27 protein-coding genes are annotated in these 25975 nt (G+C 65.2%); 25 read left to right on the top strand and 2 right to left on the bottom strand.

Annotated elements, in window-relative coordinates; all coding sequences use genetic code 11:
• The first annotated feature begins 99 nt into the window (after positions 1–99).
• The 13 genes from can (at position 100) to CAP2UW1_RS21480 (ending at position 12777) form a co-directional block, all read left to right on the top strand.
• Entirely contained in the window at positions 100–1245 is a 1146-nt protein-coding gene (gene can, locus CAP2UW1_RS21540) for a carbonate dehydratase (RefSeq protein ID WP_015768725.1), read from the top strand.
• Between the two features lie 91 nt (positions 1246–1336).
• Positions 1337–2281, top strand: coding sequence for a DMT family transporter (locus CAP2UW1_RS21535; protein ID WP_015768724.1), 945 nt, complete (start codon positions 1337–1339; stop codon positions 2279–2281).
• Entirely contained in the window at positions 2278–3414 is a 1137-nt protein-coding gene (locus tag CAP2UW1_RS21530) for an acyl-CoA dehydrogenase (protein ID WP_015768723.1), read from the top strand. The genes CAP2UW1_RS21535 and CAP2UW1_RS21530 overlap by 4 nt, the downstream gene beginning before the upstream one ends.
• A 1-nt stretch (position 3415) precedes the next feature.
• The gene (locus CAP2UW1_RS21525; RefSeq protein WP_015768722.1) at positions 3416–3862 is read left to right on the top strand and encodes a PaaI family thioesterase; all 447 of its coding nucleotides are present in this window, start codon (positions 3416–3418) and stop codon (positions 3860–3862) included.
• 182 nt (positions 3863–4044) lie between these two features.
• Positions 4045–5196 (top strand): sugar-transfer associated ATP-grasp domain-containing protein, encoded by a 1152-nt coding sequence (locus CAP2UW1_RS21520; protein WP_015768721.1) that lies wholly within the window; start codon positions 4045–4047, stop codon positions 5194–5196.
• Between the two features lie 90 nt (positions 5197–5286).
• Positions 5287–5889: a 2-hydroxychromene-2-carboxylate isomerase gene (locus tag CAP2UW1_RS21515; RefSeq protein WP_015768720.1), complete on the top strand. Its 603-nt coding sequence runs from the start codon at positions 5287–5289 to the stop codon at positions 5887–5889.
• Entirely contained in the window at positions 5889–7508 is a 1620-nt protein-coding gene (locus tag CAP2UW1_RS21510; protein ID WP_015768719.1) for a carboxyl transferase domain-containing protein, read from the top strand. The genes CAP2UW1_RS21515 and CAP2UW1_RS21510 overlap by 1 nt, the downstream gene beginning before the upstream one ends.
• A 9-nt stretch (positions 7509–7517) precedes the next feature.
• The gene (locus tag CAP2UW1_RS21505; protein WP_015768718.1) at positions 7518–8312 is read left to right on the top strand and encodes an enoyl-CoA hydratase/isomerase family protein; all 795 of its coding nucleotides are present in this window, start codon (positions 7518–7520) and stop codon (positions 8310–8312) included.
• Between the two features lie 11 nt (positions 8313–8323).
• A complete protein-coding gene (locus CAP2UW1_RS21500) occupies positions 8324–10366 on the top strand; it encodes an acetyl/propionyl/methylcrotonyl-CoA carboxylase subunit alpha (RefSeq protein ID WP_015768717.1) in 2043 nt (680 codons plus the stop codon).
• Positions 10363–11295, top strand: coding sequence for a hydroxymethylglutaryl-CoA lyase (locus CAP2UW1_RS21495; RefSeq protein ID WP_015768716.1), 933 nt, complete (start codon positions 10363–10365; stop codon positions 11293–11295). Before CAP2UW1_RS21500 ends, CAP2UW1_RS21495 begins: the two co-directional genes overlap by 4 nt.
• 149 nt (positions 11296–11444) lie before the next feature.
• Complete coding sequence (locus tag CAP2UW1_RS21490; protein ID WP_015768715.1) at positions 11445–11669, top strand: DUF1289 domain-containing protein; 225 nt, start codon at positions 11445–11447, stop codon at positions 11667–11669.
• Between the two features lie 8 nt (positions 11670–11677).
• Entirely contained in the window at positions 11678–11863 is a 186-nt protein-coding gene (locus CAP2UW1_RS21485) for a DUF1289 domain-containing protein (protein WP_041567955.1), read from the top strand.
• Positions 11863–12777 (top strand): MBL fold metallo-hydrolase, encoded by a 915-nt coding sequence (locus tag CAP2UW1_RS21480; RefSeq protein WP_015768713.1) that lies wholly within the window; start codon positions 11863–11865, stop codon positions 12775–12777. Before CAP2UW1_RS21485 ends, CAP2UW1_RS21480 begins: the two co-directional genes overlap by 1 nt.
• Here the strand turns inward: CAP2UW1_RS21480 and CAP2UW1_RS21475 are convergent.
• Together CAP2UW1_RS21475 and CAP2UW1_RS21470 are read right to left on the bottom strand one after the other, a co-directional pair.
• A complete protein-coding gene (locus CAP2UW1_RS21475) occupies positions 12774–13223 on the bottom strand; it encodes a thioredoxin family protein (protein WP_015768712.1) in 450 nt (149 codons plus the stop codon). The genes CAP2UW1_RS21480 and CAP2UW1_RS21475 overlap by 4 nt on opposite strands.
• 121 nt (positions 13224–13344) lie before the next feature.
• A complete protein-coding gene (locus tag CAP2UW1_RS21470) occupies positions 13345–14997 on the bottom strand; it encodes a response regulator (RefSeq protein WP_015768711.1) in 1653 nt (550 codons plus the stop codon).
• A 512-nt stretch (positions 14998–15509) separates the two neighbouring features.
• Here CAP2UW1_RS21470 and ribBA point away from each other — a divergent pair.
• From ribBA to hpf, 12 genes are all read left to right on the top strand, one after another.
• The gene (gene ribBA / locus CAP2UW1_RS21465; protein WP_015768710.1) at positions 15510–16643 is read left to right on the top strand and encodes a bifunctional 3,4-dihydroxy-2-butanone-4-phosphate synthase/GTP cyclohydrolase II; all 1134 of its coding nucleotides are present in this window, start codon (positions 15510–15512) and stop codon (positions 16641–16643) included.
• Positions 16643–17158 (top strand): 6,7-dimethyl-8-ribityllumazine synthase, encoded by a 516-nt coding sequence (gene ribH / locus CAP2UW1_RS21460; RefSeq protein ID WP_015768709.1) that lies wholly within the window; start codon positions 16643–16645, stop codon positions 17156–17158. Before ribBA ends, ribH begins: the two co-directional genes overlap by 1 nt.
• Entirely contained in the window at positions 17158–17652 is a 495-nt protein-coding gene (gene nusB, locus CAP2UW1_RS21455) for a transcription antitermination factor NusB (RefSeq protein WP_015768708.1), read from the top strand. The genes ribH and nusB overlap by 1 nt, the downstream gene beginning before the upstream one ends.
• Before the next feature lie 53 nt (positions 17653–17705).
• Positions 17706–18671 carry a thiamine-phosphate kinase gene (thiL, locus tag CAP2UW1_RS21450; protein ID WP_015768707.1) on the top strand — a complete coding sequence of 322 codons (966 nt, stop codon included), beginning with the start codon at positions 17706–17708 and terminating at the stop codon, positions 18669–18671.
• Positions 18658–19149, top strand: a complete 492-nt coding sequence (locus CAP2UW1_RS21445; RefSeq protein WP_199931748.1) for a phosphatidylglycerophosphatase A family protein — start codon at positions 18658–18660, stop codon at positions 19147–19149. The genes thiL and CAP2UW1_RS21445 overlap by 14 nt, the downstream gene beginning before the upstream one ends.
• A complete protein-coding gene (locus tag CAP2UW1_RS21440; protein WP_015768705.1) occupies positions 19146–19655 on the top strand; it encodes a CinA family protein in 510 nt (169 codons plus the stop codon). The genes CAP2UW1_RS21445 and CAP2UW1_RS21440 overlap by 4 nt, the downstream gene beginning before the upstream one ends.
• Before the next feature lie 192 nt (positions 19656–19847).
• Positions 19848–21719 carry a type IV pilus assembly protein FimV gene (locus CAP2UW1_RS21435; RefSeq protein ID WP_041567953.1) on the top strand — a complete coding sequence of 624 codons (1872 nt, stop codon included), beginning with the start codon at positions 19848–19850 and terminating at the stop codon, positions 21717–21719.
• A gap of 159 nt (positions 21720–21878) precedes the next feature.
• Entirely contained in the window at positions 21879–22895 is a 1017-nt protein-coding gene (recA, locus tag CAP2UW1_RS21430; protein WP_015768703.1) for a recombinase RecA, read from the top strand.
• 18 nt (positions 22896–22913) lie between these two features.
• A complete protein-coding gene (gene recX / locus CAP2UW1_RS21425) occupies positions 22914–23351 on the top strand; it encodes a recombination regulator RecX (protein WP_291911967.1) in 438 nt (145 codons plus the stop codon).
• 2 nt (positions 23352–23353) lie between these two features.
• Positions 23354–24088, top strand: coding sequence for an LPS export ABC transporter ATP-binding protein (gene lptB, locus CAP2UW1_RS21420; protein ID WP_015768701.1), 735 nt, complete (start codon positions 23354–23356; stop codon positions 24086–24088).
• Between the two features lie 81 nt (positions 24089–24169).
• Positions 24170–25597, top strand: coding sequence for an RNA polymerase factor sigma-54 (locus CAP2UW1_RS21415; protein ID WP_015768700.1), 1428 nt, complete (start codon positions 24170–24172; stop codon positions 25595–25597).
• Between the two features lie 16 nt (positions 25598–25613).
• The gene (gene hpf, locus CAP2UW1_RS21410) at positions 25614–25946 is read left to right on the top strand and encodes a ribosome hibernation-promoting factor, HPF/YfiA family (protein ID WP_015768699.1); all 333 of its coding nucleotides are present in this window, start codon (positions 25614–25616) and stop codon (positions 25944–25946) included.
• Positions 25947–25975: the final 29 nt, after the last annotated feature.

The following is a 25975-nucleotide window of genomic DNA, read 5'->3' as shown; positions in this document are numbered from 1 at the left end:
GATCGGCGGCGTGCCGCATCCCGGCCGGGTGAACAGCGCGCGCTGCCAACGGCCTGCTCTTCTCCCTCAACCCACTTTCCTCCTGCCACCTGCTGAACGATGACCACCATTACACTACGAACGCTCACCGTCGACGACACGGCCGCCGTCGACCACGTCCGCCAGTTCTTCCGCAACTATGCGGCCTGGCTCGGCGTCGACCTGTCCTTTCAGGGTTTCGACGACGAAATGGCTTCGCTGCCGGGCGCCTATTCGCTACCGAGCGGTCGCCTCTTCTATGCTGAACACAATGGCCAGCCGGCGGGTTGCGTCGCGATTCGCGCCTTTTCCACCGGCCTGTGCGAAATGAAGCGGCTTTACGTCGAGCCCAGCCAGCGCGGCTTCGGCATAGGTCGTGATCTGGTCCTGGCGGCGATCCGCGCGGCCAAGGAAATAGGCTACCGCAAACTGCTCCTCGACACGCTGCCGGCGATGCGTTTCGCGGTTCGCCTCTACCGCGAGATGGGTTTCGTCGAAACGCCCGCCTACTACCAGACGCCCCTCGAAGGCACGATGTTCCTCGCCCTCGACCTGGAAAACTGGTCGGAGGAAGAGGTCTCCAACGAGAACCTGTTCCACCTGTTCGACTTCAACCGTGCCTGGTCGAGTCGCATGCAGGAGATCAACCCCGAGTATTTCCTCAAGCTGTCGCGCCTGCAGACGCCGCAGTACCTCTGGATCGGTTGCTCGGATTCGCGCGTGCCGGCCAACGAGATCGTCGGCCTGCTGCCGGGAGAGCTGTTCGTCCATCGCAACGTCGCCAACGTGGTCGTACATACCGATCTCAACTGCCTGTCGGTGATCCAGTTCGCGATTGATGTTCTCAAGGTCAGGCATGTCATGGTCGTCGGTCACTACGGTTGTGGCGGCGTCAAGGCGGCACTCAATCGCGACCGTGCCGGACTTGTTGACATCTGGCTGCGGCACGTGCGCGACGTGCATGACAAACACCTGGCACTGGTCGACGCGCTGCCGGCCGAGAAGCGGCACGATCGCCTGTGCGAACTCAACGTCCTCGAACAGGTGGCGAACGTATGTCAGACCTTCGTCGTCCAGGATGCCTGGGAGCGCGGTCAGCCAGTTACCGTACACGGCTGGATCTACGGCCTCAAGGATGGCCTGATGCGCGATCTCGGCTTCACGGTGCACCGTCGTGAGGACTTGTTGCCGCGCTACGTCGCGGCGCTCGAGGCGTTGCAGGTTTGAGCGCGCCTTACGCGCAGACGCCCGACGGGCTTGCTCCCGGGCGCGCGTGCCTGCGCCGCGTGGGCGGCGGCGCGGTCACGGGACCCTGCCCTTGAAGGCGGCGTCGGCGCCAGCGGCTGCGACACCGGCCACCTACGTCAAACTGGTCGCTACCGCCGTCGTCTGGGGGGCGACATGGATCGCCGGTCGGGTTGCCGTCAGCGAAGCCTCGCCGCTGGCGGTTGCCAGTTGGCGCTTCCTGCTCGCGGCGCTGGTGCTCGGCACACTGGTGGTCATCCACGAAGGGTGGCCGCGCTGGTCGCTCGCCGAGTGGCTGACTCTCGCGGCAATGGGTGCCAGCGGCATCTTTCTCTACAACCTGTGCTTTCTGTATGGGTTGAAGCTGATCGAGGCCGGCCGTGGTGCACTGGTTGTCGCGCTGACCCCCGCTGTCGTGGCCGCCGGCGACTGGTTACTGTTTGGGGCGCCGATGTCGCCGATGAAAGCGGCCGGCATCGGGGTGGCAATGTTCGGTTGCCTGGTCGTGGTCACCAACGGCGACCCGCGGCTTCTGTTCACCGGGCAGGTCGGTCTCGGCGAATGGCTGATCATCGGCTGCAGCGTGCTGTGGGCGGTGTATACCTTCGTCGGCCGGCGCGGTACCCGTTCGCTGTCGCCGCTGGCGATGACCTTCGGCGCCAGCGTCACCGGCTGGCTGATGCTGACGGCTGCCGCATTGTTGCAGGGATCGCTCTTCTCGCTGGCGGGAACTACCTGGCACGCATGGAGCGCGATCGTCTTCCTCGGCCTGTTCGGGACGGCACTGGCCTTCACCTGGTACGCTGAAGCCGTGCAGCGAATCGGTCCCACGCGTTCGGCAGTGTTCATCAATCTGGTGCCGGTCAGCGCCGTCATCCTCGGGGCGTTGCTGCTCGACGAGCGGCTCGAAGTCGCCGTTCTGACCGGCGGAGCCCTGGTCATTACCGGTGTCATCATCACCAATCAAGCCGGTGCGCGACCAGCGGCCGGCGTCAAGAGCAAGGAGAAAACCGCATGATCCTGACACAGGAACAGGAAATGATCCGCGAGTCGCTACGTGATTTCGCGCAGGAGCGATTGGCGCCCTTCGCCGCCGAGTGGGATCGCCATCACACCTTTCCAGCCGACGCGCTACGCGAACTCGGCGAACTCGGTGCCCTCGGCATGGTCGTCCCCGAGCAATGGGGCGGCGCCGGCATGGACTACATGTCACTGGTACTGGTGATCGAGGAGATCGCCGCCGGGGACGGCGCGACGTCTACGATCGTCAGCGTGCAGAACTCGCTCGCCTGCGGCATCACCATGAAGTACGGCACCGACGAGCAGAAGGAAACCTGGCTGAAGCCACTGGCGCGCGGTGAGATGCTCGGCTGCTTCTGCCTGACCGAACCGCATACCGGCTCCGATGCGGCGGCGATCAGCACCCGTGCCGACCGTGATGGCGATCACTTCGTGCTCAACGGCGTCAAGCAGTTCATCACCACCGGCAAGTACGCGCAGGTGGCGATCGTCTTCGCCGTCACCGACAAGGCCGCCGGCAAGAAGGGCATCTCGTGCTTCCTGGTGCCGACCACGACGCCCGGTTACATCGTCGCCCGCATCGAGGAGAAGATGGGCCAGCACGCCTCGGATACCGCGCAGATCCTTTTCGAGGATTGCCGCATTCCGGCTTCCTGTCTGCTCGGCAGGGAAGGCGACGGCTACCGGATTGCGCTGTCCAACCTCGAGGCGGGCCGCATCGGCATCGCCGCGCAGTCGGTCGGCATGGCGCGTGCCGCATTCGATGCCGCCGTGCAATACGCGAAGGAGCGCGTGACCTTCGGCAAGCCGATCATCGAGCATCAGGCCGTCAGCTTCCGTTTCGCCGACATGGCCACGCAGATCGACGCCGCCCGCCTGATGGTCTGGCGCGCCGCCACCTTCAAGGACGCCGGCAAGCCCTGCCTGAAGGAGGCGTCGATGGCCAAGATGTTCGCCTCCGAAATGGCCGAGAAGGTGTGCTCCGACGCCATCCAGATTCTCGGCGGCTACGGCTACGTCAGCGACTTTCCGGTCGAGCGGATCTATCGCGACGTGCGTGTCTGCCAGATCTACGAGGGAGCGAACGACATCCAGCGTCTGGTGATCGGCCGCGCCGTCGCCGGCGACTGACATGAGTCGTCACCTTCTGCGTCCCGACGTCAGCGTCGCCTCGCTGAATGCGCGTGCTCCCGGCCACCTGCCCGGCTGGTTCGGTATCGAGATCATCGGCATCGAGCCGGGTCGGCTCGATGCCCGCCTGCCGATCCGGCCCGAGATGCTGGCGCCGAATGGCTTCCTGCACGCAGCGACGATCGTCGCGCTCGCCGATACGAGTGCCGGCTACGCGACGATCGCCCATCTGCCGGAGGGCGCTGGCGGCTTCACGACGATCGAGTTGAAAACCAATTTTCTCGGCACGCTGACCGAAGGCTTGTTGTTGTGTACCGCCACGGCTGTTCACAGCGGTCGCCTGACGCAGGTGTGGGATGCCGAGGTGCGCAGCGAAGACGGCCGACGACTGGCACTGTTCCGATGCACGCAGATGGTGCTGTGGCCGAAGGCCGGAGTAGCGGAGTAGCCCGGATGCAATGAAATGGAATCCGGGGCACACCCCATCGCGAACTGGCCGGCGACCCCGGATTTCGCATGCGCTGCATCCGGGCTACGGTGCTGGTGGGCAAAGTCGGGGCCGGCCCATCTTGTATTCTTGGTCCGACTTGGCGGCGCCCCTCGCCGTTCAACCATAGGAATTCCGAGAAGATGAGCATCCTGGAAGACTTCACGCAAGCTGCCGGCGAGTCTGGTCGATCGCTGGCGACGCTTGTGGTAGAGGCCTTGAAACTGCGCGCGTCGCCGACGCGCCTTGGCCTGTCCGAGTATATCGACTTCAAGTTGTATCTCGATGATCTCACTTTCTCCGAAAAGGCGAGCTTCGGCGGACTGCGTACTCAGGGACTGCTCGAGGAGATTCTGATCGATAATTACTCCAAGTTCCTCAGCCTCGACAAAGTCACCATGTATGCCCTGCTGCGGGGTCATGGCATCCCGATTCCGGAGGTGCGCGCGATTTACCGGTCAAGCCGCCCGGATTCGGTACGCTCACTTGGCTCCGCGGAAGAACTGGAAGAGTATCTGAAAAGCCCGGGCTGCCTGCCCGTTTACCTCAAGCGCGCGTTTGGCGCCTATGGCCGAGGGAACCTGCTCGTTCAGCGCATTGATGGCAACAACGTCATCTTGGGGAATGGCGCGGCGGAGCCGATCGCGGACTTCTGCCGCTCGCTGGATGCCGGCAGAACCCTGGGCTGGATGCTGCAACAGCCACTCACTTCACACCCCGAGATTCGCGCGCTCACACAGTCGGCAAAGATCTCCGGTCTGCGCATACATTCCTTCCTGTCGGGCGGGAGCACGACAATAACCAAGGCGATCTTCAATATCAACGTCGGCGTGAAGGATTCGGACAACTTCGAACACGGAGCGAGCGGCAACCTGCTGGGCGCCGTGGACGTGGCCACGGGCAAGGTCTCACGGGTGATTGCCGGGACCGGACTCAAGCAGACAATAAACGCCGCACATCCGAGGACTGGTCGAGACATCGTCGGGTTTCAGATCCCCTACTGGGGTGATCTGCTGGCTCTCGTCGAGAACGCGCAAAAGGCGTTTCCTGGATTCATTTGCCCGGGATGGGATATCGCGCTCTGCGAAGACGGCCCGAAAGTACTCGAGGTGAACTTCTTCGGCGACATCGACCTCTCGCAGCATGCCTATCGAGTCGGCTTCCTGGACGAAAGCTTCTTGTCGCTGATGCGCGAGCGTCATCTTGACGGCCTGCTGCATACCGGTCCCAGGGCATCGGCGAGATCGCCTGTCAATCATCGCCTGGGGATCAGGCAGCATCATTGGCCCTGGTAGTCGCGCCAGGGCAATCGCGCCAGGGCAATCGCGGACAGGCCAGGTGCCGAGCCCTCACCATCGAAGCTTACCCGTCAGGAGAACGAAACCATGTCGCAGCCGATAGAGTTCTATTTCGACTTCTCATCCCCCTATGGCTACCTGGCGTCGGAAAAGATCGACGACCTTGCCGCGCGCCACGGTCGCAAGGTTAAGTGGCGGCCGATCCTGCTCGGCGTCATCTTCAAGCAGACCGGCGGCGCGCCGCTGACGACGCTGCCGCTCAAGGGCGAGTACTCGCTGCATGACTTTTCGCGCTCGGCGCGCTTTCTCGATGTGCCCTACACGCACCCGGCGACCTTTCCGATCAACACGATGCACGCGGCGCGTGCCTATTACTGGTTGCACGATAATGACTGCGAAACGGCGCGCGCCTTCGCGCACAGCGTCTATCGCGCCTACTTCCGCGACGGGCGGGACATTGCCGACGTGGCCGTCGTGCTCGAACTCGCGACCCGCCACGGCGCCGACCGCGCTACACTCGCGGAAGCGCTCAACAGCGTCGCGCTCAAGGAACGTCTGAAGGCTGAATGCGAGGCGGCGCTTGCCAAGGGCGTCTTCGGTTCGCCCTACATCAGCGTCGACGGCGAACCGTTTTTTGGTGCTGACCGACTGCCTCAGATCGAGCGCTGGTTGGCCGCCGGAGGTTTTTGATGCCGATCCTGCAGACCCAGCTCAACGCGCGCAGCGCCGACTTCCAGGCCAACGTCGGGGCGATGGACAAGATCGTTGCCGACCTGCGCACGACGGTGGCGACGATCGCCCTCGGTGGTCCGGAAGGGGCGCGACAGAAACATCTGGCGCGCGGCAAGCTGCTGCCGCGCGAGCGCGTCAATGCGCTGATCGATCCGGGCTCCTCCTTCCTCGAACTGTCGCAGCTCGCCGCGTATGGCATGTACGGTGAGGCAACGCCATTCGAAGTGCCGGCGGCTTCGTTGATCACCGGCATCGGCCGCGTGAATGGCGTCGAGTGCATGATTCTCGCCAACGATGCGACGGTGAAGGGCGGCACCTATTACCCGCTGACGGTCAAGAAGCATCTGCGGGCGCAGGAGATTGCCGGCGAGAACCGGCTGCCCTGCATCTATCTGGTCGATTCAGGGGGCGCTTTCCTGCCGATGCAGGACGAGGTCTTTCCCGACAAGGAGCATTTCGGCCGCATTTTTTACAACCAGGCCAACCTTTCGGCCGCCGGCATCCCGCAGATCGCCGCCGTCATGGGTTCGTGCACCGCCGGCGGCGCCTACGTGCCGGCGATGTCCGACGAATCGATCATCGTCAAGGAGCAGGGAACGATCTTTCTCGGTGGGCCGCCGCTGGTCAAGGCGGCGACCGGTGAAGTGGTGAGCGCGGAAGACCTCGGTGGCGCCGACGTGCACACGCGCATTTCCGGCGTTGCCGATCACTACGCCGAGAACGATGCACACGCGCTGGCGATCGCCCGCCGCATCGTCGCCAACCTCAACTGGCGCAAGCAGCCGCCGTTGAGCCTCAGCGAGCCACGCGAGCCGCTCTACGCGACCGAAGAGCTGTATGGCGTGATTCCGACGGACACCAAGAAGCCCTTCGACGTGCGCGAGATCATCGCCCGCATCGTCGACGGGTCCGACTTCGATGAATTCAAGGCGCGCTACGGAACGACCATCGTCTGCGGCTTCGCACGCCTGTGGGGCTACCCGCTGGGCATCGTCGCCAACAACGGCATCCTGTTCTCGGAGTCCTCGCTGAAGGCCGCACATTTCATCGAGCTGTGCGCGCAGCGCGGCATTCCGCTGCTCTTCCTGCAGAACATCACCGGCTTCATGGTCGGTCGCAAGTACGAGAACGGCGGCATCGCGCGCGACGGCGCGAAGATGGTGACCGCGGTGGCCTGCGCGCGAGTACCCAAGTTCACGGTCGTCATCGGCGGCTCTTTCGGCGCCGGCAACTACGGCATGTGCGGCCGCGCCTACTCCCCGCGCTTCCTGTGGATGTGGCCCAACGCGCGCATCTCGGTGATGGGCGGTGAGCAGGCGGCGAACGTGCTGGCGACCGTCCGCCGCGACGGCCTCGAGGCTGCCGGCAAGACCTGGAGCGCCGACGATGAGGAGGCCTTCAAGGCGCCGATCCGCGACCAGTACGAGCTGCAGGGTCACCCCTACTACGCCAGCGCCCGCCTCTGGGACGACGGCGTGATCGACCCCGCTGACACCCGTCGGGTGGTCGGCCTCGGCCTTTCGGCTGCGCTGAACGCCGACGCCGAAGCGACGAAGTTCGGCATTTTCCGGATGTGAAGGGAAGCGATGAGCGAGTATCAATCGATCATGACCGAGGTCGACGGCAGCGTCGGCATTCTGACGCTGAACAAGCCAAAATGTCACAACGCCTTCGACGAGCAGCTGATTGCCGAGATCACCGTCGGCTTGCAAGAGCTTGAGTCTGACGAGCGCGTGCGCGCCGTGGTGCTTTCCTCGACCGGCAAGAGCTTCTGCGCCGGCGCCGATCTCGGCTGGATGAAGCGGGCTGCCGACTATACCCCGGAGGAGAATCTGCGCGACGCCAACCGGCTCGCCGAGCTGATGGCGACCCTGAACGAGCTTGCCAAACCGACGATCGCGCGCGTGCAGGGCGCCGCCTACGGCGGCGGCGTCGGACTGATCGCTGCCTGCGACATCGCTGTCGGCACCTACGACGCCCTGTTCACGCTAAGCGAGGTGAAGCTCGGCATCGTCCCGGCGGTGATCAGTCCCTACGTGCTGGCGGCCATCGGCGAGCGCTACAGCCGTCGCTACATGCTCACCGCAGAGCGTTTTTCGGCTGCCGAGGCCTACCGGATCGGACTGCTGCACGAGCTCGTTCCGGGCGAGGAGCAACTCGACGAGGCGATAGCCGAGATTCTCGAGAGCCTTCTCGCCAACGGCCCGCACGCGCAGGCCGAGTGCAAGGAGCTGATTCGCGTCGTTGCCGGCCAGCCGATCGACGCGCAGACGATCGACGAGACGGCGCAGCGCATCACGCGCGTACGCGCCAGCCCGGAGGGCCGGGAAGGCCTGGCCGCGTTTCTGGAGAAGCGGGCGCCGAACTGGCTCGCCGAGTGAAAGGTGGCTGAATGTTTTCCAAGATTCTGATTGCCAACCGCGGCGAGATCGCCTGCCGGGTGATCCGGACGGCGCGCCGTCTGGGAGTGCGCACAGTCGCCGTCTATTCCGAAGCCGACGACAATGCCCGCCACGTCCGGTTGGCTGACGAGGCGGTGTGCATCGGTCCGGCCGCCGCTCGCGAATCGTATCTGGTGGGCGAGCGGATTCTCGATGCTGCCCGCCGAACCGGCGCGCAGGCCATCCATCCGGGCTATGGCTTCCTCTCCGAGAACGACCGGTTCGCCGACGCCTGCGCGGCTGCCGGTATCGTCTTCATCGGTCCGCCGGCAGCCGCGATCCGCGCCATGGGTTCGAAGTCGGCGGCGAAGACGCTGATGGCCGCCGCCGGCGTGCCCCTGACGCCCGGTTACCACGGCGACGATCAGGAACCGGAGTTCCTGCAGGGACAAGCCGATGCGATCGGTTATCCCGTACTGATCAAGGCGTCTGCCGGTGGGGGCGGCAAGGGAATGCGGGTGGTCGAGCGCAGCGAGGATTTCGCCGCCGCGCTCGCTTCGTGCCGGCGCGAAGCGGCTTCGTCATTCGCCTCCGAGCAGGTGCTGATCGAGAAGTACCTGAGCCGCTCGCGCCACATCGAGATCCAGGTTTTTGCCGACTCGCTGGGGCATTGTGTGCATCTGTTCGAGCGCGATTGTTCGGTGCAGCGCCGGCACCAGAAGGTACTCGAAGAGGCGCCCGCGCCAGGCATGACGCCGGCACGGCGCGCGGCGATGGGCAAGGCGGCGGTGGACGCCGCCAGGGCCGTCGGCTACGTCGGCGCCGGCACCGTCGAATTCATCGCCAGCGACAGCTTCGCCGAGGACGGCAGCTTCTATTTCATGGAGATGAACACCCGCCTGCAGGTCGAGCACCCGGTGACCGAGATGATCACCGGCCAGGATCTCGTCGAATGGCAGTTGCGCGTCGCCAGCGGCGAGCCGCTGCCCTTGCGCCAGGATCAACTCGACATCCGTGGGCATGCGCTCGAGGCACGCATTTATGCCGAGAATCCCGACCAGGACTTCCTGCCGTCGACGGGCCGCCTGCTGCACCTGGCGCGGCCGGCCGAGAGCCTCAACGTTCGCGTCGATACGGGGATCGAACAGGGTGACGAGATCACGCCTTTCTACGACCCGATGATCGCCAAGCTGATCGTCTGGGACGTCGACCGGCATGCGGCGCTGGCGCGCATGCGGCAGGCGCTGGCCGATTACCGCATCGTCGGCGTGACGACCAACATCGACTTCCTGTCGCGTCTCGTTGCCTGCCCGGCGTTTGCCAATGCCGATCTCGACACCGGCCTGATCGAGCGCAGCCGCGACTTTCTGTTTCCGGCCCGCAGCGAACCGCCGCACAGTGTTTTCTTCGTCGCCGCGGTTGCCGGTCTGCTGCGCGAGCAGGCGGCCGCCATCGCCCGTGCCGCCCATTCCGGTGACCCGTGGTCGCCGTGGAGCCTGCACGACGGCTGGCGCCTCAATCTCCAGCCGCGCCGCACGCTGACCTATCGCTGCGGCGAGACGCTGCATGAAGTCGTGGTCGCCTATGAGGCCGATGGCTGGCGGCTGACGCTCGCTGGCGAATCGGTGCTGGCCCGCGGACGCATTCTCGACAGTGGCCCGTTCGCCGGACAGGTGGCCGTCGAACTCGACGATCGCCGCCTGGTGGCCAGCGTCGTCGCGGTCACCGAGAAGCATGAGCAGAAGCGCCACGTCTTCCTCAACGGCACGAACTACGTCATCCTGCGCGACGACCCGCTGCATCTCGTCGAAGCCGGTGGCAGCCATGGCGGCGGTCTCACCGCACCGATGCCGGGCAAGGTCGTCGCCCTGCTGGCGGCTGTCGGCCAGCAGGTGGACAAGGGCGCACCGCTGCTGATTCTCGAGGCGATGAAAATGGAGCACACGATTACCGCCCCGAAGAATGGCCGGGTCAAGGCCTTCTGTTACGCCGCCGGCGATCAGGTGGCCGATGGCGCGCAACTTGTCGACTTCGAGGTCGAGGGCGGACGATGAAGCTGCCGCAGCGGGTGAAGCTGGTCGAGGTCGGACCGCGCGATGGCCTGCAGAACGAGAAGCAGATCGTTGGCGCAGCGATCAAGGTCGAACTCATCGAACGGCTGGCCGCGTCGGGGCTCTCGGTGATCGAGGCGGCCTCTTTCGTCTCGCCGCGCTGGGTGCCACAGATGGCCGACGGCAGCGAAGTCCTGCGTGCGCTGCTGACGAGTCCGCAAAGGCGTCCGACTGTCGCCTACCCGGTCCTCACACCCAACCTCAAGGGCTTCGACGCCGCCGTCGAAGCCGGCGCAGAGGAAGTCGCGATCTTCGCTGCCGCCTCGGAAACGTTCTCGCAGAAGAACATCAACTGCAGCATCGGCGAGAGTCTGAAGCGTTTCGCTGCCGTCGTCGACGCGGCCAGCGCACTCGACATCCGCGTGCGCGGGTATGTGTCCTGTGTCGTCGCCTGCCCGTACGAAGGCGCCGTCGATCCCGCGAAGCCCGCGTGGGTGGCGAAGCAACTGCGCGACATGGGTTGTCACGAGGTCTCGCTCGGCGACACCATCGGCGCCGGCACGCCGGCAGCGATCCAGCGGATGATCGAGGCCTGCGCGACGGTGGTGCCGCTTGAACGGCTGGCGGGTCATTACCATGACACCTACGGTATGGCGATCGCCAACATCTACGCCTCGCTCGAACTCGGGATGGCGGTATTCGACAGTTCGATCGGCGGACTCGGTGGCTGTCCCTATGCTGTCGGCGCCACCGGGAACGTGGCGACCGAAGACGTTGTCTTCCTCATGCACGGCCTGGGCATCGAAACCGGCGTCGATATGGAGCAACTCCTCAACGCGGGGCAGTTCATCGCGCGCCACCTCGGGCGCGAGCCGGGGTCGAAAGTGGCGCGCGCTCTGCTGGCCAGGTGCGACCATCGGCAAGACGGGTAGCGATAGCCATGCGCGCGGTTCGGCCGAGCATGGCGCGACAAACGAAGCGTCATCCATCCCGTACATCCGGCGCCAGAGCCGTTGGCGCCAGCGCCTCACGCCCCCGGTTGACGGGATGCTGGGTGCACCATCATTTGAAGGAGTTCCTCATGATTCAGGCGGTCGCCTCGCCGTGCATCAATGTCTGCCGGATGGACGACGACACTGGCCTGTGTCTCGGTTGCTTCCGGACGATCGACGAGATCGCGCTCTGGAGCAACGCGTCGAACGATCAGCGGCTGACGATCCTGCTGGCCGTCGAGCATCGGCGCTGCGAGCACGATCCAGCCGGCTGCGGAACGGGGGGAGAATTCCGTGGCGAGTGCGAGCGTTGAGCATGCCCATGAACGAGGACGATTATCTTTGCGTCGGCATCTGCATGGCCGACCCCGATTCCGGTTACTGCCTCGGCTGCGGTCGTCCGCCGCTGCCGGTATCGGAGGCCAGCCAGGGGATCGTTGCCGAGGAAGTACGCCCGCTGCGCGTCTACGATGCCGGGCCTGACGGCGACTCGCCAGGCTCGGGCTGATGCTGCCCCGGAATCTACTGGTTCTTGAGCGTGGCTGGCTGTCGTCGAACAACGTCCTCTTCTTCGAAGGCGATGAGGCGGCGCTGATCGACAGTGGCTACGTGACGCACGCCGGGCAGACGGTCGCCCTGCTCGAGCATGCGCTGGCCGGCCGCCGACTGACAAGGCTGCTGAATACCCACTCGCATTCCGACCACATCGGCGGCAACGCTGCGGTGACCGCGGCCTTCGGCTGCCGGGTGATCGTCCCCGAAGGGATCGACGCGACCATCGCCGAGTGGGACGAAGAGGCGCTCCTGCTATCGCCGCTCGGCCAGTCGGCAACGCGCTTCCGGCATGATGCGACGATCGCCGCCGGTGACGAGGTCGAACTCGGTGGCCTCAACTGGCGGGCGATAGCGGTTCCCGGTCACGACATGGATGCGCTGGCCTTCCACAATGCCGAGCAACGCCTGCTGATCTCAGGCGATGCGCTATGGCGCAATGGTTTCGGGGTCATCTTTTCCGAGTTGCTGGGCCATCCTGAGGACGCGGGGGGCTTGCCAGCGGCGCGCGCGACGCTCGACCTGCTCGCTCGGCTGCCGGTCGACATCGTGATTCCGGGGCACGGCGCGCCCTTCGTCGAGGTCGGCGACGCCTTCGAGCGCGCCTACCGGAAGCTTGCCGCCTTCGAGCAGGATGTGGAACTGCTGGCCCGCCACGCGCTGAAGGTGATTCTGGTCTTTGCCCTGCTGGAAAGACGGCAACTCGCGCGTGCTGATCTGCCCGATTTCCTCGCCGGCCTCAGCTTCTGCCAGAGCGTCAATGCGCGCTACCTCAACCACAGCAACGAGGTCCTCGCGCACTGGCTGGTCAGGGATCTGATCCGCGTCGGCGCGCTGAAGGACGAGGACGGACTGCTCGTCCCGCTCTAGCCGACGTCTGGCGCCTGGCCGACGATCCGACCGCGGTCGTCGCAGCCCAGCCGCCGCAGGTCCATGTCGTCCTGCCAGCAGCGCCGTTCGACGCTCGATAGCGCATATTCCCGACTCTCCTCCCCGGTCTGTTGCGCAAAGGCTTCCAGAGTGCGTTTCAGGTGCGCCGGCGCTGGCGGCATGGTGCCGTAGAAGAGGACTTTCTCGCCGCGTTTGATGAGCAAGGTGGGGAAGTTCTCGACATCCAGATCGCCCAGGTAATCGGCATGCACCTCGATGTCCAGCCAGTGAAATCCGGCAGCCGTGAACTGTCCGGCAAGGCTTCTGAAGCCGCTTGCGTAGTCCCGGCAAACGCCGCACCACTCGGCACACAGGCAGATGACCATAAATTCCGCGCGCACCGGGTCGGTCTGCTTCGCGCCATCGTCGGCAGGATGTCCTGGCATGGCTTTCAGTGGATTCCCGCTCGATCGGCTGGGCATGCTGCCGGAAGGCGCGGCGACACGCCGACGCGCGTCGGCTGTCCGGGTCGCCGCAGCAGGGCCGGAGCCGACGTCTTGATGCGACTCATCCGCCGGCCCGGCCGCTCATCAATCGTTGAATGTGTGCAATCAGCTGCTCTTCCGGGTACGGTTTGCCGAGAATCACGTTGACGCCCGCGGCAACGGCCTGGTCACGCAACTGCTCGCTGTCCGAAGTCACCATGATGATCGGAACGTGCGCGCTACGCGGATCGCCACGCACCTGGTGGGTCAGCTCGAAGCCACCCATGCCGGGCATGTCGACGTCGGTGATCAGCACGTCGGGCAATGAACTACCGATCTGCCTCGCCGCATCCAGGCCATCTTCGGCCATGCGAACCTGATATTGATGCGCGCTGAGCAGCCGCCCGGTCTTGATGCGCACAACTTTCGAGTCGTCGGCCACCATGACCACGGTCTCTTCCGGAGTCTTCACCTTTTCTGCCGCCGCCCGGCTGGCCGCGGCGAGGGCCTGACGCTGCGCTTCCTCGGCCGCCTGACGCTCGGTTTCTCGGAGGATGGCCGCCTCAACGACGAGGCGCTCTTCTTCCTCCAGGCGAAGGGCTTCCTCGACGGCCTTGCGTTCAGCGTCGAGACGAGCGGCCTCGGCGGCCGCCTGGCGTTCGCTTGCACGGCGTGCTGCTTCTTCGGCCGCCAAGCGCTCGGTCTCACGGCGGGCGGCTTCCTCGGCGGCCAGGCGCTCGGCCTTACGGCGTGCTGCTTCTTCGGCGGCCAGGCGCTCGGCCTCCCGGCGTGCTGCTTCCTCGGCGGCCAGGCGCTCGGCCTCACGGCGTGCTGCTTCCTCGGCTACCAGGCGCTCGGCCTTCCGGCGTGCTGCTTCCTCGGCGGCCAGGCGCTCGGCCTCCCGGCGGGCGGCTTCCTCGGCGGCCAGGCGCTCGGCCTCCCGGCGTGCTGCTTCCTCGGCGGCCAAGCGCTCCGCCTCCCGGCGGGCGGCTTCCTCGGCGGCTAGGCGCTCGGCCTCGCGGCGTGCGGCTTCCTCGGCAGCCAGACGCTCGGCCTTGCGGCGTGCGGCTTCCTCGGCGGCCAGACGCTCGGCCTCCCGGCGGGCGGCTTCCTCGGCGGCCAGGCGCTCGGCCTCACGGCGGGCGGCTTCCTCGGCGGCCAGACGCTCGGCCTCACGGCGGGCGGCTTCTTCGGCGGCCAGACGCTCGGCCTCGCGGCGGGCGGCTTCCTCGGCTACCAGGCGCTCGGCCTCACGGCGTGCTGCTTCTTCGGCGGCCAGGCGCTCGGCCTCGCGGCGCGCTGCTTCCTCGGCAGCCAGACGCTCGGCCTCCCGGCGGGCGGCTTCCTCGGCGGCCAGGCGCTCGGTCTCCCGGCGTGCAGCTTCCTCGGCGGCCAGGCGCTCGGCCTCGCGGCGTGCTGCTTCCTCGGCAGCCAGGCGCTCGGCCTCCCGGCGTGCTGCTTCCTCGGCGGCCAGACGCTCGGCCTCCCGGCGTGCGGCTTCCTCGGCGGCCAGGCGCTCGGCCTCGCGGCGGGCTACATCTTCGGCCGCCACGTGTTCGACTTCGGGTTGTGCCGCTGCCTCGGTCACCGGTGGTTCGGCGCCGGGGGCGGCCAGTTGACCCCCTCCTCGACCTTCGCGATCGGCCCTGGATCGACGGTTGATGACGAAACGCAACAGGAGGAAAGCCACGAACACACCAGCGGCGATCAACAGCAGGCTCTCATTGGTTGGCATTGATGTGATCCTTTGTGCCAGGTATCGACAACGACAAGAACGTGCCGACGCACGCCCGCCCAGTGTACAGCTCCCGCAACCGATGGATCTGGCCCATCGCTGTTGAGCATGATAAAACGAATGTTTCAGCAGTAGGGAGATGGATGCTGCTCGAGGAGGAATGGCGCACCGCTGCCAGCCTGTCCATGTTTCCCGCAAGCCGCCCCGGAAAGACTGTCCGGCTACCCCTCCGCACATGGACAGAAAGAGCGCAAACGGGAGTGTGCCGACGTGTGCCGACGGCCTGCGGATAGCGGTTGGCGGCGGAAACTGCGAGAATCGCGGATTCGGGAGCGCTACCTCGCCAAGCAGCCACAAGCTGGCGGGCAGGAACGCGGCGAGCAGACATAACGGTTTGCGGCAACTCTCGATAGGGAAACGGTGTGCCGACCCCGGCACAAGAGCACACGGCCGGTCGTATGTCGGGCGTGAGCCAAGTCGTACGAGGTCCTGGCGCGGAGGATGGATAGAGAATGGCACCCCAGAGCACGTCTGCTGATGTTTCGCCGATCGAAGAGATCATTGTCGAGATGCGTGCCGGACGCATGGTCGTCCTGGTCGATGAAGAGGACCGCGAGAACGAGGGCGATCTGATCCTGGCGGCCGAGCACGTAACGGCTGAGGCGATCAACTTCATGGCCCGTTTTGGCCGCGGCCTGATCTGCCTGACACTGACCGCGGCACGCTGTCGGCAACTGGGCCTGACGCAGATGGCGCGTGACAACAAGAGCCCGTACAGCACCGCTTTCACGGTCTCGATCGAGGCCGCCGAAGGAGTCACGACCGGCATTTCGGCGCAGGATCGCGCGTTGACCATCAGAGCGGCGGTAGCGAGGAACGCGCGGCCCGAAGACATCGTCCAGCCAGGACACGTCTTCCCGATCATGGCGCGGCCCGGTGGCGTGCTCGTACGCGCCGGCCACACCGAGGCTGGCTGCGATCTCTCCCTGCTCGCCGGCCTCGAACCGGCCTCGGTGATCTGCGAGATCCTCAAGGAGGACGGCAGCATGGCGCGCCTCGCCGATCTCGTCGGCTTTGCCCGTGAACATGGCCTGAAGATCGGCACGATCACCGATCTGATCCATTACCGGAGTCGGCACGAGACACTGATCGAGCGCACTCTCTCCAAGAGCGTGCAGTCCGTGCATGGCCAGTTCACGCTGCACGCCTATACGGACTGCACTTCGAACGAAGTGCATCTGGTCCTGACCAAGGGCGACATTCGCCCCGACCGGGAGACGCTGGTGCGCGTGCATGAACCGCTCTCGGTAGTCGACTTTCTCGACCCTGGCGGGGGTCGGCATACGTTTTCGCTCGACCTGGCACAGGCCGCACTGGCCAGAGTGGAGGCCGGGGTCATCGTGCTGCTGCACCGTCCCGAGAGTGGCCAGGACATTCTGGCGACACTGCGCGAGCCCGTGGCCGCCAAGCGGCCGGCGGCTCGTTGGGACCCGCGCACCTACGGCATCGGTGCGCAGATCCTGCGTGATCTCGGCGTCGGCAAGATGAAGCTCTTGTCCAGCCCGCGCCGGATGCCGAGCATGACCGGTTTTGACCTCGAAGTGACTGGCCACATTGCCACACCCGACGACCTTGAAAGACTCTGATGGCTATTCCGAAACCCGCGCGCAGCATTTCTCCCCTGGCACGTTACGAAAACATCCACGAGCATGACGCTTCGCTCGTCGGCGACGGGCTGCATGTCGGCATCGTCATGAGCCGCTTCAACCAGGACATCGGCGAAGGTCTGCTGAGCGCCTGCACGACGGAACTGAAGCGGCTCGGCGTCGCCGAGAACAGCATCACGCTGGCCAGTGTGCCGGGCGCCCTGGAGATACCGTTGGCGCTGCAGACGATGGCGGGCAGCGGGCGCTTCGATGCGCTGATCGCGCTCGGCGCCGTCGTCCGCGGCGAGACCTACCACTTTGAAGTGGTCGCCAACGACTCCTGCCGGGCGCTGATGGAAGTGCAATTGCGCAGTGGCGTGCCGATCGCCAACGGCATCCTGACTTGCGAGGACGACGATCAGGCGCTGGTGCGCATGCATCAGAAGGGCTCTGACTGCGCCCAGGTCGCGGTCGAGATGGCCAACCTGCTGCATGCCATCAGGGAGAACTCGTGATGGCCGGGCAGCCTCGGACGACACCCGGCGCCAGGCCAGCCAGCGTCAGATCGCCGCGCCGGCGCGCCCGCGAGTTTGCGCTGCAGGCGCTCTACCAATGGCAGCTGAGCGGCAACGACGAGGCGGCGATCGAGGCGCATCTCGGCGACAGCGAAGGCTTCGACAAGGCTGACCGCGAGTTCTTCGCCGGGCTGCTGCGTGGCGTCCTTGCCCAGCGCCGGACCCTTCAGGAACAGTTGCAGGCCTTCCTCGACCGGCCTTTCGGCGAATTGTCGCCGGTCGAGGCCTGCGTTCTGCTGGCCGGGGCTTTCGAGCTGAACAATCACCCACAAACGCCCTATGGGGTAATCATCAATGAATCGGTCGAGCTGGCCAAGGGCTTTGGCGGCACGGATGGCCACAAGTACGTCAACGGCGTGCTCGACAAGCTTGCCGCCCGCCTGCGTCCGGCCGAGGTGGAGGCCAAGCGCGCCGCACGCAACCGGGCGCGCTGAGTGGCAAGTTCGATGTGTGATGACGGTCGTAGAGAGAGGATAGGGCAACGGCGATGCCCGGCGAGTTTGAACTGATCAGGCGTTATTTTTCGCGGCCGACCCCGCAAACCGTCCTCGGTCCGGGTGACGACTGCGCCCTGCTGGCGCCGACACCGGACATGCAACTGGCGATCACCACCGACATGCTGGTCGAAGGCACACACTTCCTGGCCGACACCGACACCGACCCCGCCCAGCTCGGCTGGAAAGCGCTGGCGGTCAACCTCTCCGATCTTGCCGCCATGGGTGCGCGACCGCGCTGGACCCTGCTTGCCGGCAGTCTGCCGGAGGCTCGCGAAGCCTGGCTGGCCGCTTTTGCCGAAGGACTGTTTGACTGCGCGCAGCGCTATCAGGTCGATCTCGTCGGCGGCGACACGACGCGCGGTCCGCTCAATCTTTGTCTCACGGCAATCGGCGAGATCCCTGCCGGAGCGGCGCTGCGTCGCGACCGGGGAGTCCCCGGTGACGATCTCTGGATCTCCGGCCAGCCCGGGCTGGCGGCACTCGGCCTGGCTCACCTGCAGCGCCGGACGCAGCTTCCCGGCGCCCTGGCAGACCGTTGCATCGCCTCTCTGCAGCGACCGCTGCCGCGTGTCGAACTGGGGCTCGAACTGCGCCTGCGCGGCCTGGCGAACGCCGCAATCGACGTCTCCGACGGGCTGCTCGCCGATCTGGGTCATATCGTCGAGAGTTCGGCGGTCGCCGCCGAGATATTTGTCGCACAGCTACCATCGCTGCCTGCGGGCGCGGACCCGGTGCTGGCTCGGCGGTGTCAGCTCGCCGGCGGTGACGACTACGAACTGCTGTTCTCCGCCCCTCCGGCAAGCCGACCGGCCATCGCCGACCTTGCCGCCCGCCTCGAACTGCCGCTCTGGCGCTGCGGTCGGCTACGCGGCGCCGCCGCCATCGGTCTGACGCTGCTTGACGAGAACGGACAGGCGCTGACCATCGACGAAAGAGGCTTCGATCACTTTGGCTAACCCTCCTTCCGTGCGCTTCCTCCTGGCGCACCCTGCGCACCTGGTGGCCTGTGGTTTCGGTAGCGGACTGTCACCATGGGCACCCGGGACGATCGGCACCCTGTTTGCGTGGGCGTCATTTCCCTTGCTCCGCCCCTGGATGAGTGACTTCGAGTTCCTCGGCTTTCTCGTCGTCTGCTTCGTCGGCGGGGTGGTGGCGGTGCACAGGACCGGCGTCGACCTGGGCGTCATCGATCACGGCAGCATCGTCTGGGACGAGATCGTTCCCTTCTGGCTGGTATTGCTGTTCTGCCCGACGCACTGGCTATGGCAGACGACGGCCTTCTGCCTCTTCCGCTTTTTCGACATCACCAAGCCGCAACCGGCGCGTTACTTCGACGAGAAGGTGAAGAGCGGTCTCGGCGTCATGTGCGACGATCTGGTCGCTGCCGGCTATGCACTGCTGGTGTTGGCCACACTGCGTTTTGTGCTCGCATGAGTGCCTGCGATCAGCCTGCGCTCGAAGCGCTCGCCGCCGAGGTCGGCGGCCTGCTGTCGGCGAACGGCCAGCACCTGGTGACGGCGGAATCCTGCAGCGGTGGCTGGGTGGCACAGTGCCTGACCGCGATCGCCGGCAGTTCGGGCTGGTTCGATCGTGGGTTCGTCACCTACTCGAACCAGGCGAAGATCGAGATGCTCGGCGTCCCTGCCGCAACGCTCGCCACGCATGGTGCGGTAAGCGAAGCAACGGCGGCGGCCATGGCCCTTGGCGCGCTGCGCCACAGCCACGCCGACTGGGCACTCGCGATCAGCGGCGTCGCCGGCCCGGGCGGCGGCTCACCAAGCCGACCCGTCGGCACCGTCTGCTTCGCCTGGGCAGGGCCGGACGGACGAGTGGAAACCGACACGCGCCACTTTCCGGGAAACCGGGAAGCCGTTCGGGCGCAATCGGTCGGCCATTCCCTCGCCTGCCTTCGGCAACTCGCCGCAAGCGGCCTGGCCTGACGCCCGCCGTGAACGGGCCAGGGTGTCGAGCGCATCTGGCGACGCCTGAATGTCGCCCGCCCGATGGGCCAAACCCTGCCGCTTGGAATAGAATGGCTGACCCAAACGCGCCCTGCCTGCCTGCCGATGTGCCCGAGAAGCCTTAATACGCCATTCTTCAGACTTGCTCTTCTGTGTCTGCCGGTGGCGTTGTTGCGTGCCGGGAATGCCGAGGCGCTCGGTCTCGGCCGGATGACTGTCCTTTCGACGCTTGGCAAACGCTTCGAAGCGGAGGTGCAACTTGTCGACGGGCAGGCGGACCGGACGCAGCTTGCCCAGTGTTTTCGTCTCGGTCAGGGCAACGATCCCGACGTCCCGACCTTGACGCGTGGCCGTATCAATGTCGAGGAGCGTGCCGGCCGCCTGCGTCTGCATATCGTCTCCGAGCAGACGATTGGGGAGCCGGTGCTGCAGGTCAATCTGCGCATGGGTTGCGGTGCCGAGACCGCCCGCAACTATGTGCTGCTGATCGACCCTGCCAGGACGCGGACGGCACCGCCAGTCGTACAGTTGCCGGTTGTTCGCCCGGCCGCGGCAGCGGGCTCACCAGCGCGCGAGGCCAGCGTGAAGGCTCCCACCTCCCGCAAGTGGCGCGTCGGCAAGAACCAGTCGGCGCGCGACATCGCGCGCGCTGCCTTTCCACAGAAGCCGCGCGCGCAGGCTCGCTTCCTCAGGGACTTGCAGGCCGCCAACCCCGGAGTCGACTTCGGGCCGCGAGGTAGTGCCCGTCTCGCCCCGGGAAGCGTACTCAGTCTCCCGGCGGGTCGTCAGGTCCAGCGCGCCGGGGGCCGGACGAGCGAACAGGAAACGGCGCTGCGCACGGCGCGAGAGGAGCAACCGGCGCGCAAGGCACCCGCGAGAAGCGACAGGACCGACCGTTTAGTCATTTCCGGCGGCGCGGACACTGAGCCAATCCGACCGGACGGCGAACTGTCCCTGCGCCTTGCCACCAGACTATCCCCTCCCTCGTTGAAGAACACGACCGAGGACCAGCGGGCCGCTCTCCGCCACGAATACCAGCTGCTGTCGACGCTCCGCGCTCAGGCGGAGCAGCAGTTGGCGGTTGCCGAAAAGGTACGCAGCCTGGAGGCCACAGTCAGCGACCTGCAGGCGAAGATCGCCAGTCAGTCGCGGCCGGCGGAACAGACAACTGCTTCGGGAGCCGCGCCAGCCGCCGCCTCGCCTCCGCCACCACAAGCGGCGGCCCCGGCGACCGCGAACGCCACCGATTGGTGGCTGGAGATCGCCTTGCTGCTCGGTTCGATTGGCGGCTTGACTTGGCTCCTTCGCCGCCGTGCCGGCAGGCAGCCGCCTCAGGCAACTCCGCTGGAAGCGCAGGCAGGTTCAGCAACGGTGGCGAAAGCGGGCGACTCAAAGGCGGATACCGGCTGGCAACTGCAGCAACTCAGCCGCGCCGATTCGCCAGTGCTGACCGGCGACAGCATCGCCGCCTTGCCCGGTCTGCCGGCCGCCGGCCAGCCTGCAGACAGGTCGACCGAACCGTCGGCCAGCGGCGACGACGACGAGGTGACGTCAGTACTCGAACTTGCCGAGATCATGATCTCCTTCGGCCGCACAGCTGGAGCGGCGCAGGCGCTCAAGGAGTTTGTCGACCACAAGCCGGCGGCGGCAGTGACTCCCTGGCTCAAACTGCTCGAGGTCTACCGGCGGAGCGAGCAGCGCGAAGCCTTCGACCTCGTCGGATTGAAGCTCAAGCACCATTTCAATGTCGCTCCCCCCGACTGGGACAGCGTTGGCGAAGCGGACGTACCGGTCTTGTCGCTGCGCGATCAGGACGCGATGTCGATCGACCAGCTTCTGGAACATTTGCCGACGGTCAAGCAAATGCCACATATTGCCCAGGAGATTTCCCGCACCTGGGGTTCGCCCGAGTGTCCTGCCTACCTCGATAGACTCCTGCGCGACAACCGGGATGGGGAGCGCAGGGGATTCACGCTGCACGCGGTGCGGGAACTGCTGTTTCTGATCGACCTCCAGGAAAGCCGGCTGGCGCGCCGACGCTGACGCGGGGGCGCCGAGGGGGAACTGACGGCCGCCCGAACGTCAGCACTGAGCGTTTCCTCGAATGCTGTATATAATTACAGCACCAGTCCGTGCGCGCACCGTCATGTCGAGTGCGGTCGAACATGGGATAATCCCTTCAATCAAGGAAAAGGACAGGCAATGGACGACAACAAGGCAAAGGCGCTGGCCGCGGCGCTGGCCCAGATCGAAAAGCAGTTCGGCAAGGGCTCGATCATGAAGATGGGGGAAGGCAGCGTCGCGACCGACATCCCGGTCGTCTCCACCGGCTCGCTGGGCCTCGACATCGCCTTGGGCATCGGCGGCCTGCCGCGCGGCCGTGTGGTCGAGATTTACGGTCCGGAGTCGTCGGGCAAGACAACCCTGACCCTGCAGGTCATTGCCGAAATGCAAAAGCTCGGTGGTACCGCAGCGTTCATCGACGCGGAACACGCCCTCGACCCCGGCTATGCGCAGAAACTCGGCGTCAACCTGGAGGAGCTCCTGATCTCGCAGCCGGATACCGGCGAGCAGGCGCTGGAGATCGCCGACATGCTGGTGCGCTCGGCCAGTGTCGATGTGGTGGTCATCGATTCGGTGGCGGCGCTGGTGCCGAAGGCGGAGATTGAGGGCGAAATGGGCGATTCCCTGCCTGGTCTGCAAGCGCGCCTGATGAGTCAGGCGCTGCGCAAGCTGACGGCCAACATCAACCGTACCAACACGCTGGTGATCTTCATCAACCAGATCCGGATGAAGATCGGCGTCATGTTCGGCAGTCCGGAAACGACGACCGGCGGCAATGCGCTGAAGTTCTACGCGTCGGTTCGGCTTGACATCCGCCGCATCGGCAGCATCAAGAAGGGCGACGAAGTCATCGGCAACGAAACGCGGGTCAAGGTCGTCAAGAACAAGGTCGCCCCGCCATTCCGCGAGGCCATCTTCGATATCCTCTACGGTGAAGGAACGTCGCGCGAGGGCGAGATCGTCGAACTCGGCGTGCAGCACAAACTGATCGACAAGTCCGGTTCCTGGTACGCCTACAACGGCGACAAGATCGGCCAGGGCAAGGACAATGCGCGCGAGTATCTGAAGAGCAAGCCGCAACTGGCGCAGGAGATCGAGGCCAGGATCCGTGCTGCGGTCAATGTCGCGTCGGCGTCGCCGGTAGTGGTGGCGTAGGCGGCGGTGTGCAACGACTTGCGCGAACGAGCACTGCGCCTGCTCGCGCGTCGCGACTACGCTCGGCAGGAACTGTCGCGCAAGCTGGCGCCACATGCCGAGTCCGCGCAGCAACTTGCTGCCCTGCTCGATGATCTGGCGGCCGGATCGCTCCTTTCCGATCAACGTTACGCGGCGACACGGATCAGTTCCCGGGGCGCGCGCGTGGGCGACGCGCGTCTGGCTTACGAACTTCGCGGCAAGGGGGTCGCCGAGGACGTGGTCAGCGAGGCCCTCGCCGGTGTCGAAGACGAACTGACGCGGGCACGGCGGGTGTGGCAAAGAAAGTTCGCCGGCGGGCCGCCTGCCGCCGGGGACGCTGCCGAACGCGCTCGGCAGGCGCGCTTTCTGGCCGGCCGGGGATTCTCTGCCGACACCATTCGCCGCGTGCTGCGCGGCCACCTGGACGATGATTGAAAATGTCAGACACGCAAAGCACCCTGTCAGCCCACCAGCTCAAGAAGCGCTACAAGAAGCGCACGGTGGTGCATGACGTTTCGTTCGAGGTGGTCAGCGGCGAAGTCGTCGGCCTGCTCGGGCCGAATGGCGCCGGCAAGACGACCTGCTTCTACATGGTCGTCGGCCTGGTGGCCTGTGACGGAGGCGACATCCATCTCGATGGCCAGCCGCTTACCCACCTTCCGATTCACCGGCGCGCCCGACTGGGCGTCTCGTATCTGCCGCAGGAGGCGTCCGTTTTTCGCAAGCTGACGGTCAGCGAGAACATCAAGGCGGTGCTTGAACTGCAGGTGCTGCCTGTCGAAGACCTCGACGCGCGCACCGAAGAACTGCTCGAAGAACTGCATATCGGCCACCTGCGCAACAACCCGGCGACTTCGCTTTCCGGGGGCGAACGCCGACGTGTCGAGATCGCACGGGCGCTGGCGACGGCACCGAAATTCCTTCTGCTCGATGAACCATTCGCCGGCGTGGATCCGATCGCCGTGCTGGATATCCAGAAGATCATTCGTTTTCTCAAGGAACGCGGCATCGGCGTTCTGATCACCGACCACAACGTTCGCGAAACGCTGGGCATCTGCGACCACGCGTACATCATCAACGAAGGTGGCGTTCTTGCGTCTGGCCGGCCGGAAGAAATCATTTATAATGAAAACGTCCGGAAGGTTTACCTGGGCGAGAACTTCCGTCTCTGAGGCCAACGGCCCTGCAGCCACAATTCGCGAACCATGCGGGCAGTTTCCCATCGCAGCGCGGTGACTTACCCGGTTCCGTAGATGAAACCATCCCTCCAGCTCAAGCTCACCCAGCATCTAGCGTTGACCCCACAACTGCAACAGTCGATCCGACTGTTGCAGCTTTCGACGCTTGAACTCGAACACGAGCTGGAGAGTTTTCTGTCGGCAAACCCGCTGCTCGAACGTGACGAGGAGTATTCGCTGCCTGAGGCGAATTTGCGGGAAAGTGGCGTCGAGCAAGCCGCTGAGCAGAGCCAGACCGACGAGCGCGCCGATTCATCGCTGGCCGGCGACGATAGCTGGCTCGGCGAAGACGGCGGCTACGCTGGGTCGTCCGGTTCGTCGGGATCCTTCGACGACGACGACGACAGCGACTATCAGGACGTTCAGGCGGCCACCGTCTCGTTGCGCGAGCACCTGCTGGCGCAACTCGGGCTGATGACCCTGTCCAGTCGTGACAGCGTTCTCGTTCGTTGCCTGATCGAGGCACTCGACGATGACGGCTATCTCACCCAGTCCCTGGATGAACTCGCCGACAGCATGCCGCCGGAGCTCGAGATCGAACCGGAAGAACTGCAGATCGCGCTCAACCACCTGCAGCACCTCGATCCCACCGGCGTCGGCGCGCGCAGCCCGGTGGAATGTCTGGCGCTCCAACTCGAAGCCTTGCCGGTCGACCCGACCCGCACGCTGGCACTGGAAATCGTTCGCCAGCATCTGGAGCTTCTCGCCCATCATGATTTCCCCCGGCTCAAGAAGCACACTGGGTGCGACGACGACGAACTGCGCGCTGCGCACCTGCTGATCTGCAGCCTGAACCCCCGGCCGGGCGCACAGTACGCGTCGTCCGATACCCGCTACGTGACACCCGATGTGGTAGTGCGCAAAGTCCGCGGCCAGTGGGCGGTCAACGTCAACTCGGACGCCTTCCCACGCATACGCATCAACAGCCTGTACGCCCAGATTCTCTCCCGCCAGCGGGGTTCCGGTCTGGCCAGCCAACTGCAGGAAGCGCGCTGGCTGATACGAAATGTGCAGCAACGGTTTGACACGATCCTGCGCGTGGCGCAGGCTATCGTCGAACGTCAGCGTCAGTTCCTCGACCACGGCGAGGTGGCGATGCGCCCGCTGGTATTGCGGGAGATCGCTGACACGCTGGGACTGCATGAGTCGACGATATCGCGGGTGACGACACAGAAGTACATGGCGACACCACGCGGGATTTATGAGCTGAAGTATTTTTTTGGCAGCCACGTCAGCACCGATGCGGGTGGGGCGTGCTCAGCAACGGCCATTCGCGCCCTGATCAAACAGATGATCAGCGCCGAAGAGCCGACGAAGCCGCTTTCGGATAGCCAGATATCCGAGGTTCTTGGCCAGCAGGGTATTGTCGTTGCACGGCGAACAATTGCCAAATACCGTGAAGCGCTGAATATCCCGCCGGTCAATTTACGCAAGTCCCTTTAGAAGAAGGAGCCACATCATGAACCTGCAAGTCTGTGGACATCACCTCGAGATCACGCCCGCACTACGCGACTACGTCACTGGCAAGCTCGAGCGGATCACCCGCCATTTCGACAACGTCATAGACGTCAATGTGATCCTGTCGGTAGACAAGCTCAACCAGAAAGCCGAGGTGACGGTGCATCTCGCCGGCAAGGATGTCTACGTCGAATCGGTTGATGAAGACCTGTATGCGGCCATCGATGGCTTGGTGGACAAGCTCGAGCGGCAGGTTCAGAAGTACAAGCAGAAGCTGCAGGATCATCATCGTGGCAACAAGATCACCGATCACATCGTTGCCGAGTCCGAATAGCCAAGCTGCAGGAGGCGCATGGTGGCGGG

It is taken from the genome of Candidatus Accumulibacter phosphatis (assembly GCF_000024165.1).
In the GTDB taxonomy this organism is placed as follows: Bacteria; Pseudomonadota; Gammaproteobacteria; order Burkholderiales; family Rhodocyclaceae; genus Accumulibacter; species Accumulibacter phosphatis.
This window is presented reverse-complemented; position numbering and strand designations above follow the sequence as displayed.

What these genes read in the sequence shown, in the direction of transcription:
- can (WP_015768725.1), top strand. Translation starts at nt 100, where the DNA reads ATGACCACCATTACACTACGAACGCTCACCGTCGACGACACGGCCGCC.
- CAP2UW1_RS21530 (WP_015768723.1), top strand. Translation starts at nt 2,278, where the DNA reads ATGATCCTGACACAGGAACAGGAAATGATCCGCGAGTCGCTACGTGAT.
- CAP2UW1_RS21525 (WP_015768722.1), top strand. Translation starts at nt 3,416, where the DNA reads ATGAGTCGTCACCTTCTGCGTCCCGACGTCAGCGTCGCCTCGCTGAAT.
- CAP2UW1_RS21520 (WP_015768721.1), top strand. Translation starts at nt 4,045, where the DNA reads ATGAGCATCCTGGAAGACTTCACGCAAGCTGCCGGCGAGTCTGGTCGA.
- CAP2UW1_RS21515 (WP_015768720.1), top strand. Translation starts at nt 5,287, where the DNA reads ATGTCGCAGCCGATAGAGTTCTATTTCGACTTCTCATCCCCCTATGGC.
- CAP2UW1_RS21510 (WP_015768719.1), top strand. Translation starts at nt 5,889, where the DNA reads ATGCCGATCCTGCAGACCCAGCTCAACGCGCGCAGCGCCGACTTCCAG.
- CAP2UW1_RS21505 (WP_015768718.1), top strand. Translation starts at nt 7,518, where the DNA reads ATGAGCGAGTATCAATCGATCATGACCGAGGTCGACGGCAGCGTCGGC.
- CAP2UW1_RS21500 (WP_015768717.1), top strand. Translation starts at nt 8,324, where the DNA reads ATGTTTTCCAAGATTCTGATTGCCAACCGCGGCGAGATCGCCTGCCGG.
- CAP2UW1_RS21495 (WP_015768716.1), top strand. Translation starts at nt 10,363, where the DNA reads ATGAAGCTGCCGCAGCGGGTGAAGCTGGTCGAGGTCGGACCGCGCGAT.
- CAP2UW1_RS21490 (WP_015768715.1), top strand. Translation starts at nt 11,445, where the DNA reads ATGATTCAGGCGGTCGCCTCGCCGTGCATCAATGTCTGCCGGATGGAC.
- CAP2UW1_RS21485 (WP_041567955.1), top strand. Translation starts at nt 11,678, where the DNA reads ATGAACGAGGACGATTATCTTTGCGTCGGCATCTGCATGGCCGACCCC.
- CAP2UW1_RS21480 (WP_015768713.1), top strand. Translation starts at nt 11,863, where the DNA reads ATGCTGCCCCGGAATCTACTGGTTCTTGAGCGTGGCTGGCTGTCGTCG.
- CAP2UW1_RS21475 (WP_015768712.1), bottom strand. Translation starts at nt 13,223, where the DNA reads ATGCCAGGACATCCTGCCGACGATGGCGCGAAGCAGACCGACCCGGTG.
- CAP2UW1_RS21470 (WP_015768711.1), bottom strand. Translation starts at nt 14,997, where the DNA reads ATGCCAACCAATGAGAGCCTGCTGTTGATCGCCGCTGGTGTGTTCGTG.
- ribBA (WP_015768710.1), top strand. Translation starts at nt 15,510, where the DNA reads ATGGCACCCCAGAGCACGTCTGCTGATGTTTCGCCGATCGAAGAGATC.
- ribH (WP_015768709.1), top strand. Translation starts at nt 16,643, where the DNA reads ATGGCTATTCCGAAACCCGCGCGCAGCATTTCTCCCCTGGCACGTTAC.
- nusB (WP_015768708.1), top strand. Translation starts at nt 17,158, where the DNA reads ATGGCCGGGCAGCCTCGGACGACACCCGGCGCCAGGCCAGCCAGCGTC.
- thiL (WP_015768707.1), top strand. Translation starts at nt 17,706, where the DNA reads ATGCCCGGCGAGTTTGAACTGATCAGGCGTTATTTTTCGCGGCCGACC.
- CAP2UW1_RS21440 (WP_015768705.1), top strand. Translation starts at nt 19,146, where the DNA reads ATGAGTGCCTGCGATCAGCCTGCGCTCGAAGCGCTCGCCGCCGAGGTC.
- recA (WP_015768703.1), top strand. Translation starts at nt 21,879, where the DNA reads ATGGACGACAACAAGGCAAAGGCGCTGGCCGCGGCGCTGGCCCAGATC.
- lptB (WP_015768701.1), top strand. Translation starts at nt 23,354, where the DNA reads ATGTCAGACACGCAAAGCACCCTGTCAGCCCACCAGCTCAAGAAGCGC.
- CAP2UW1_RS21415 (WP_015768700.1), top strand. Translation starts at nt 24,170, where the DNA reads ATGAAACCATCCCTCCAGCTCAAGCTCACCCAGCATCTAGCGTTGACC.
- hpf (WP_015768699.1), top strand. Translation starts at nt 25,614, where the DNA reads ATGAACCTGCAAGTCTGTGGACATCACCTCGAGATCACGCCCGCACTA.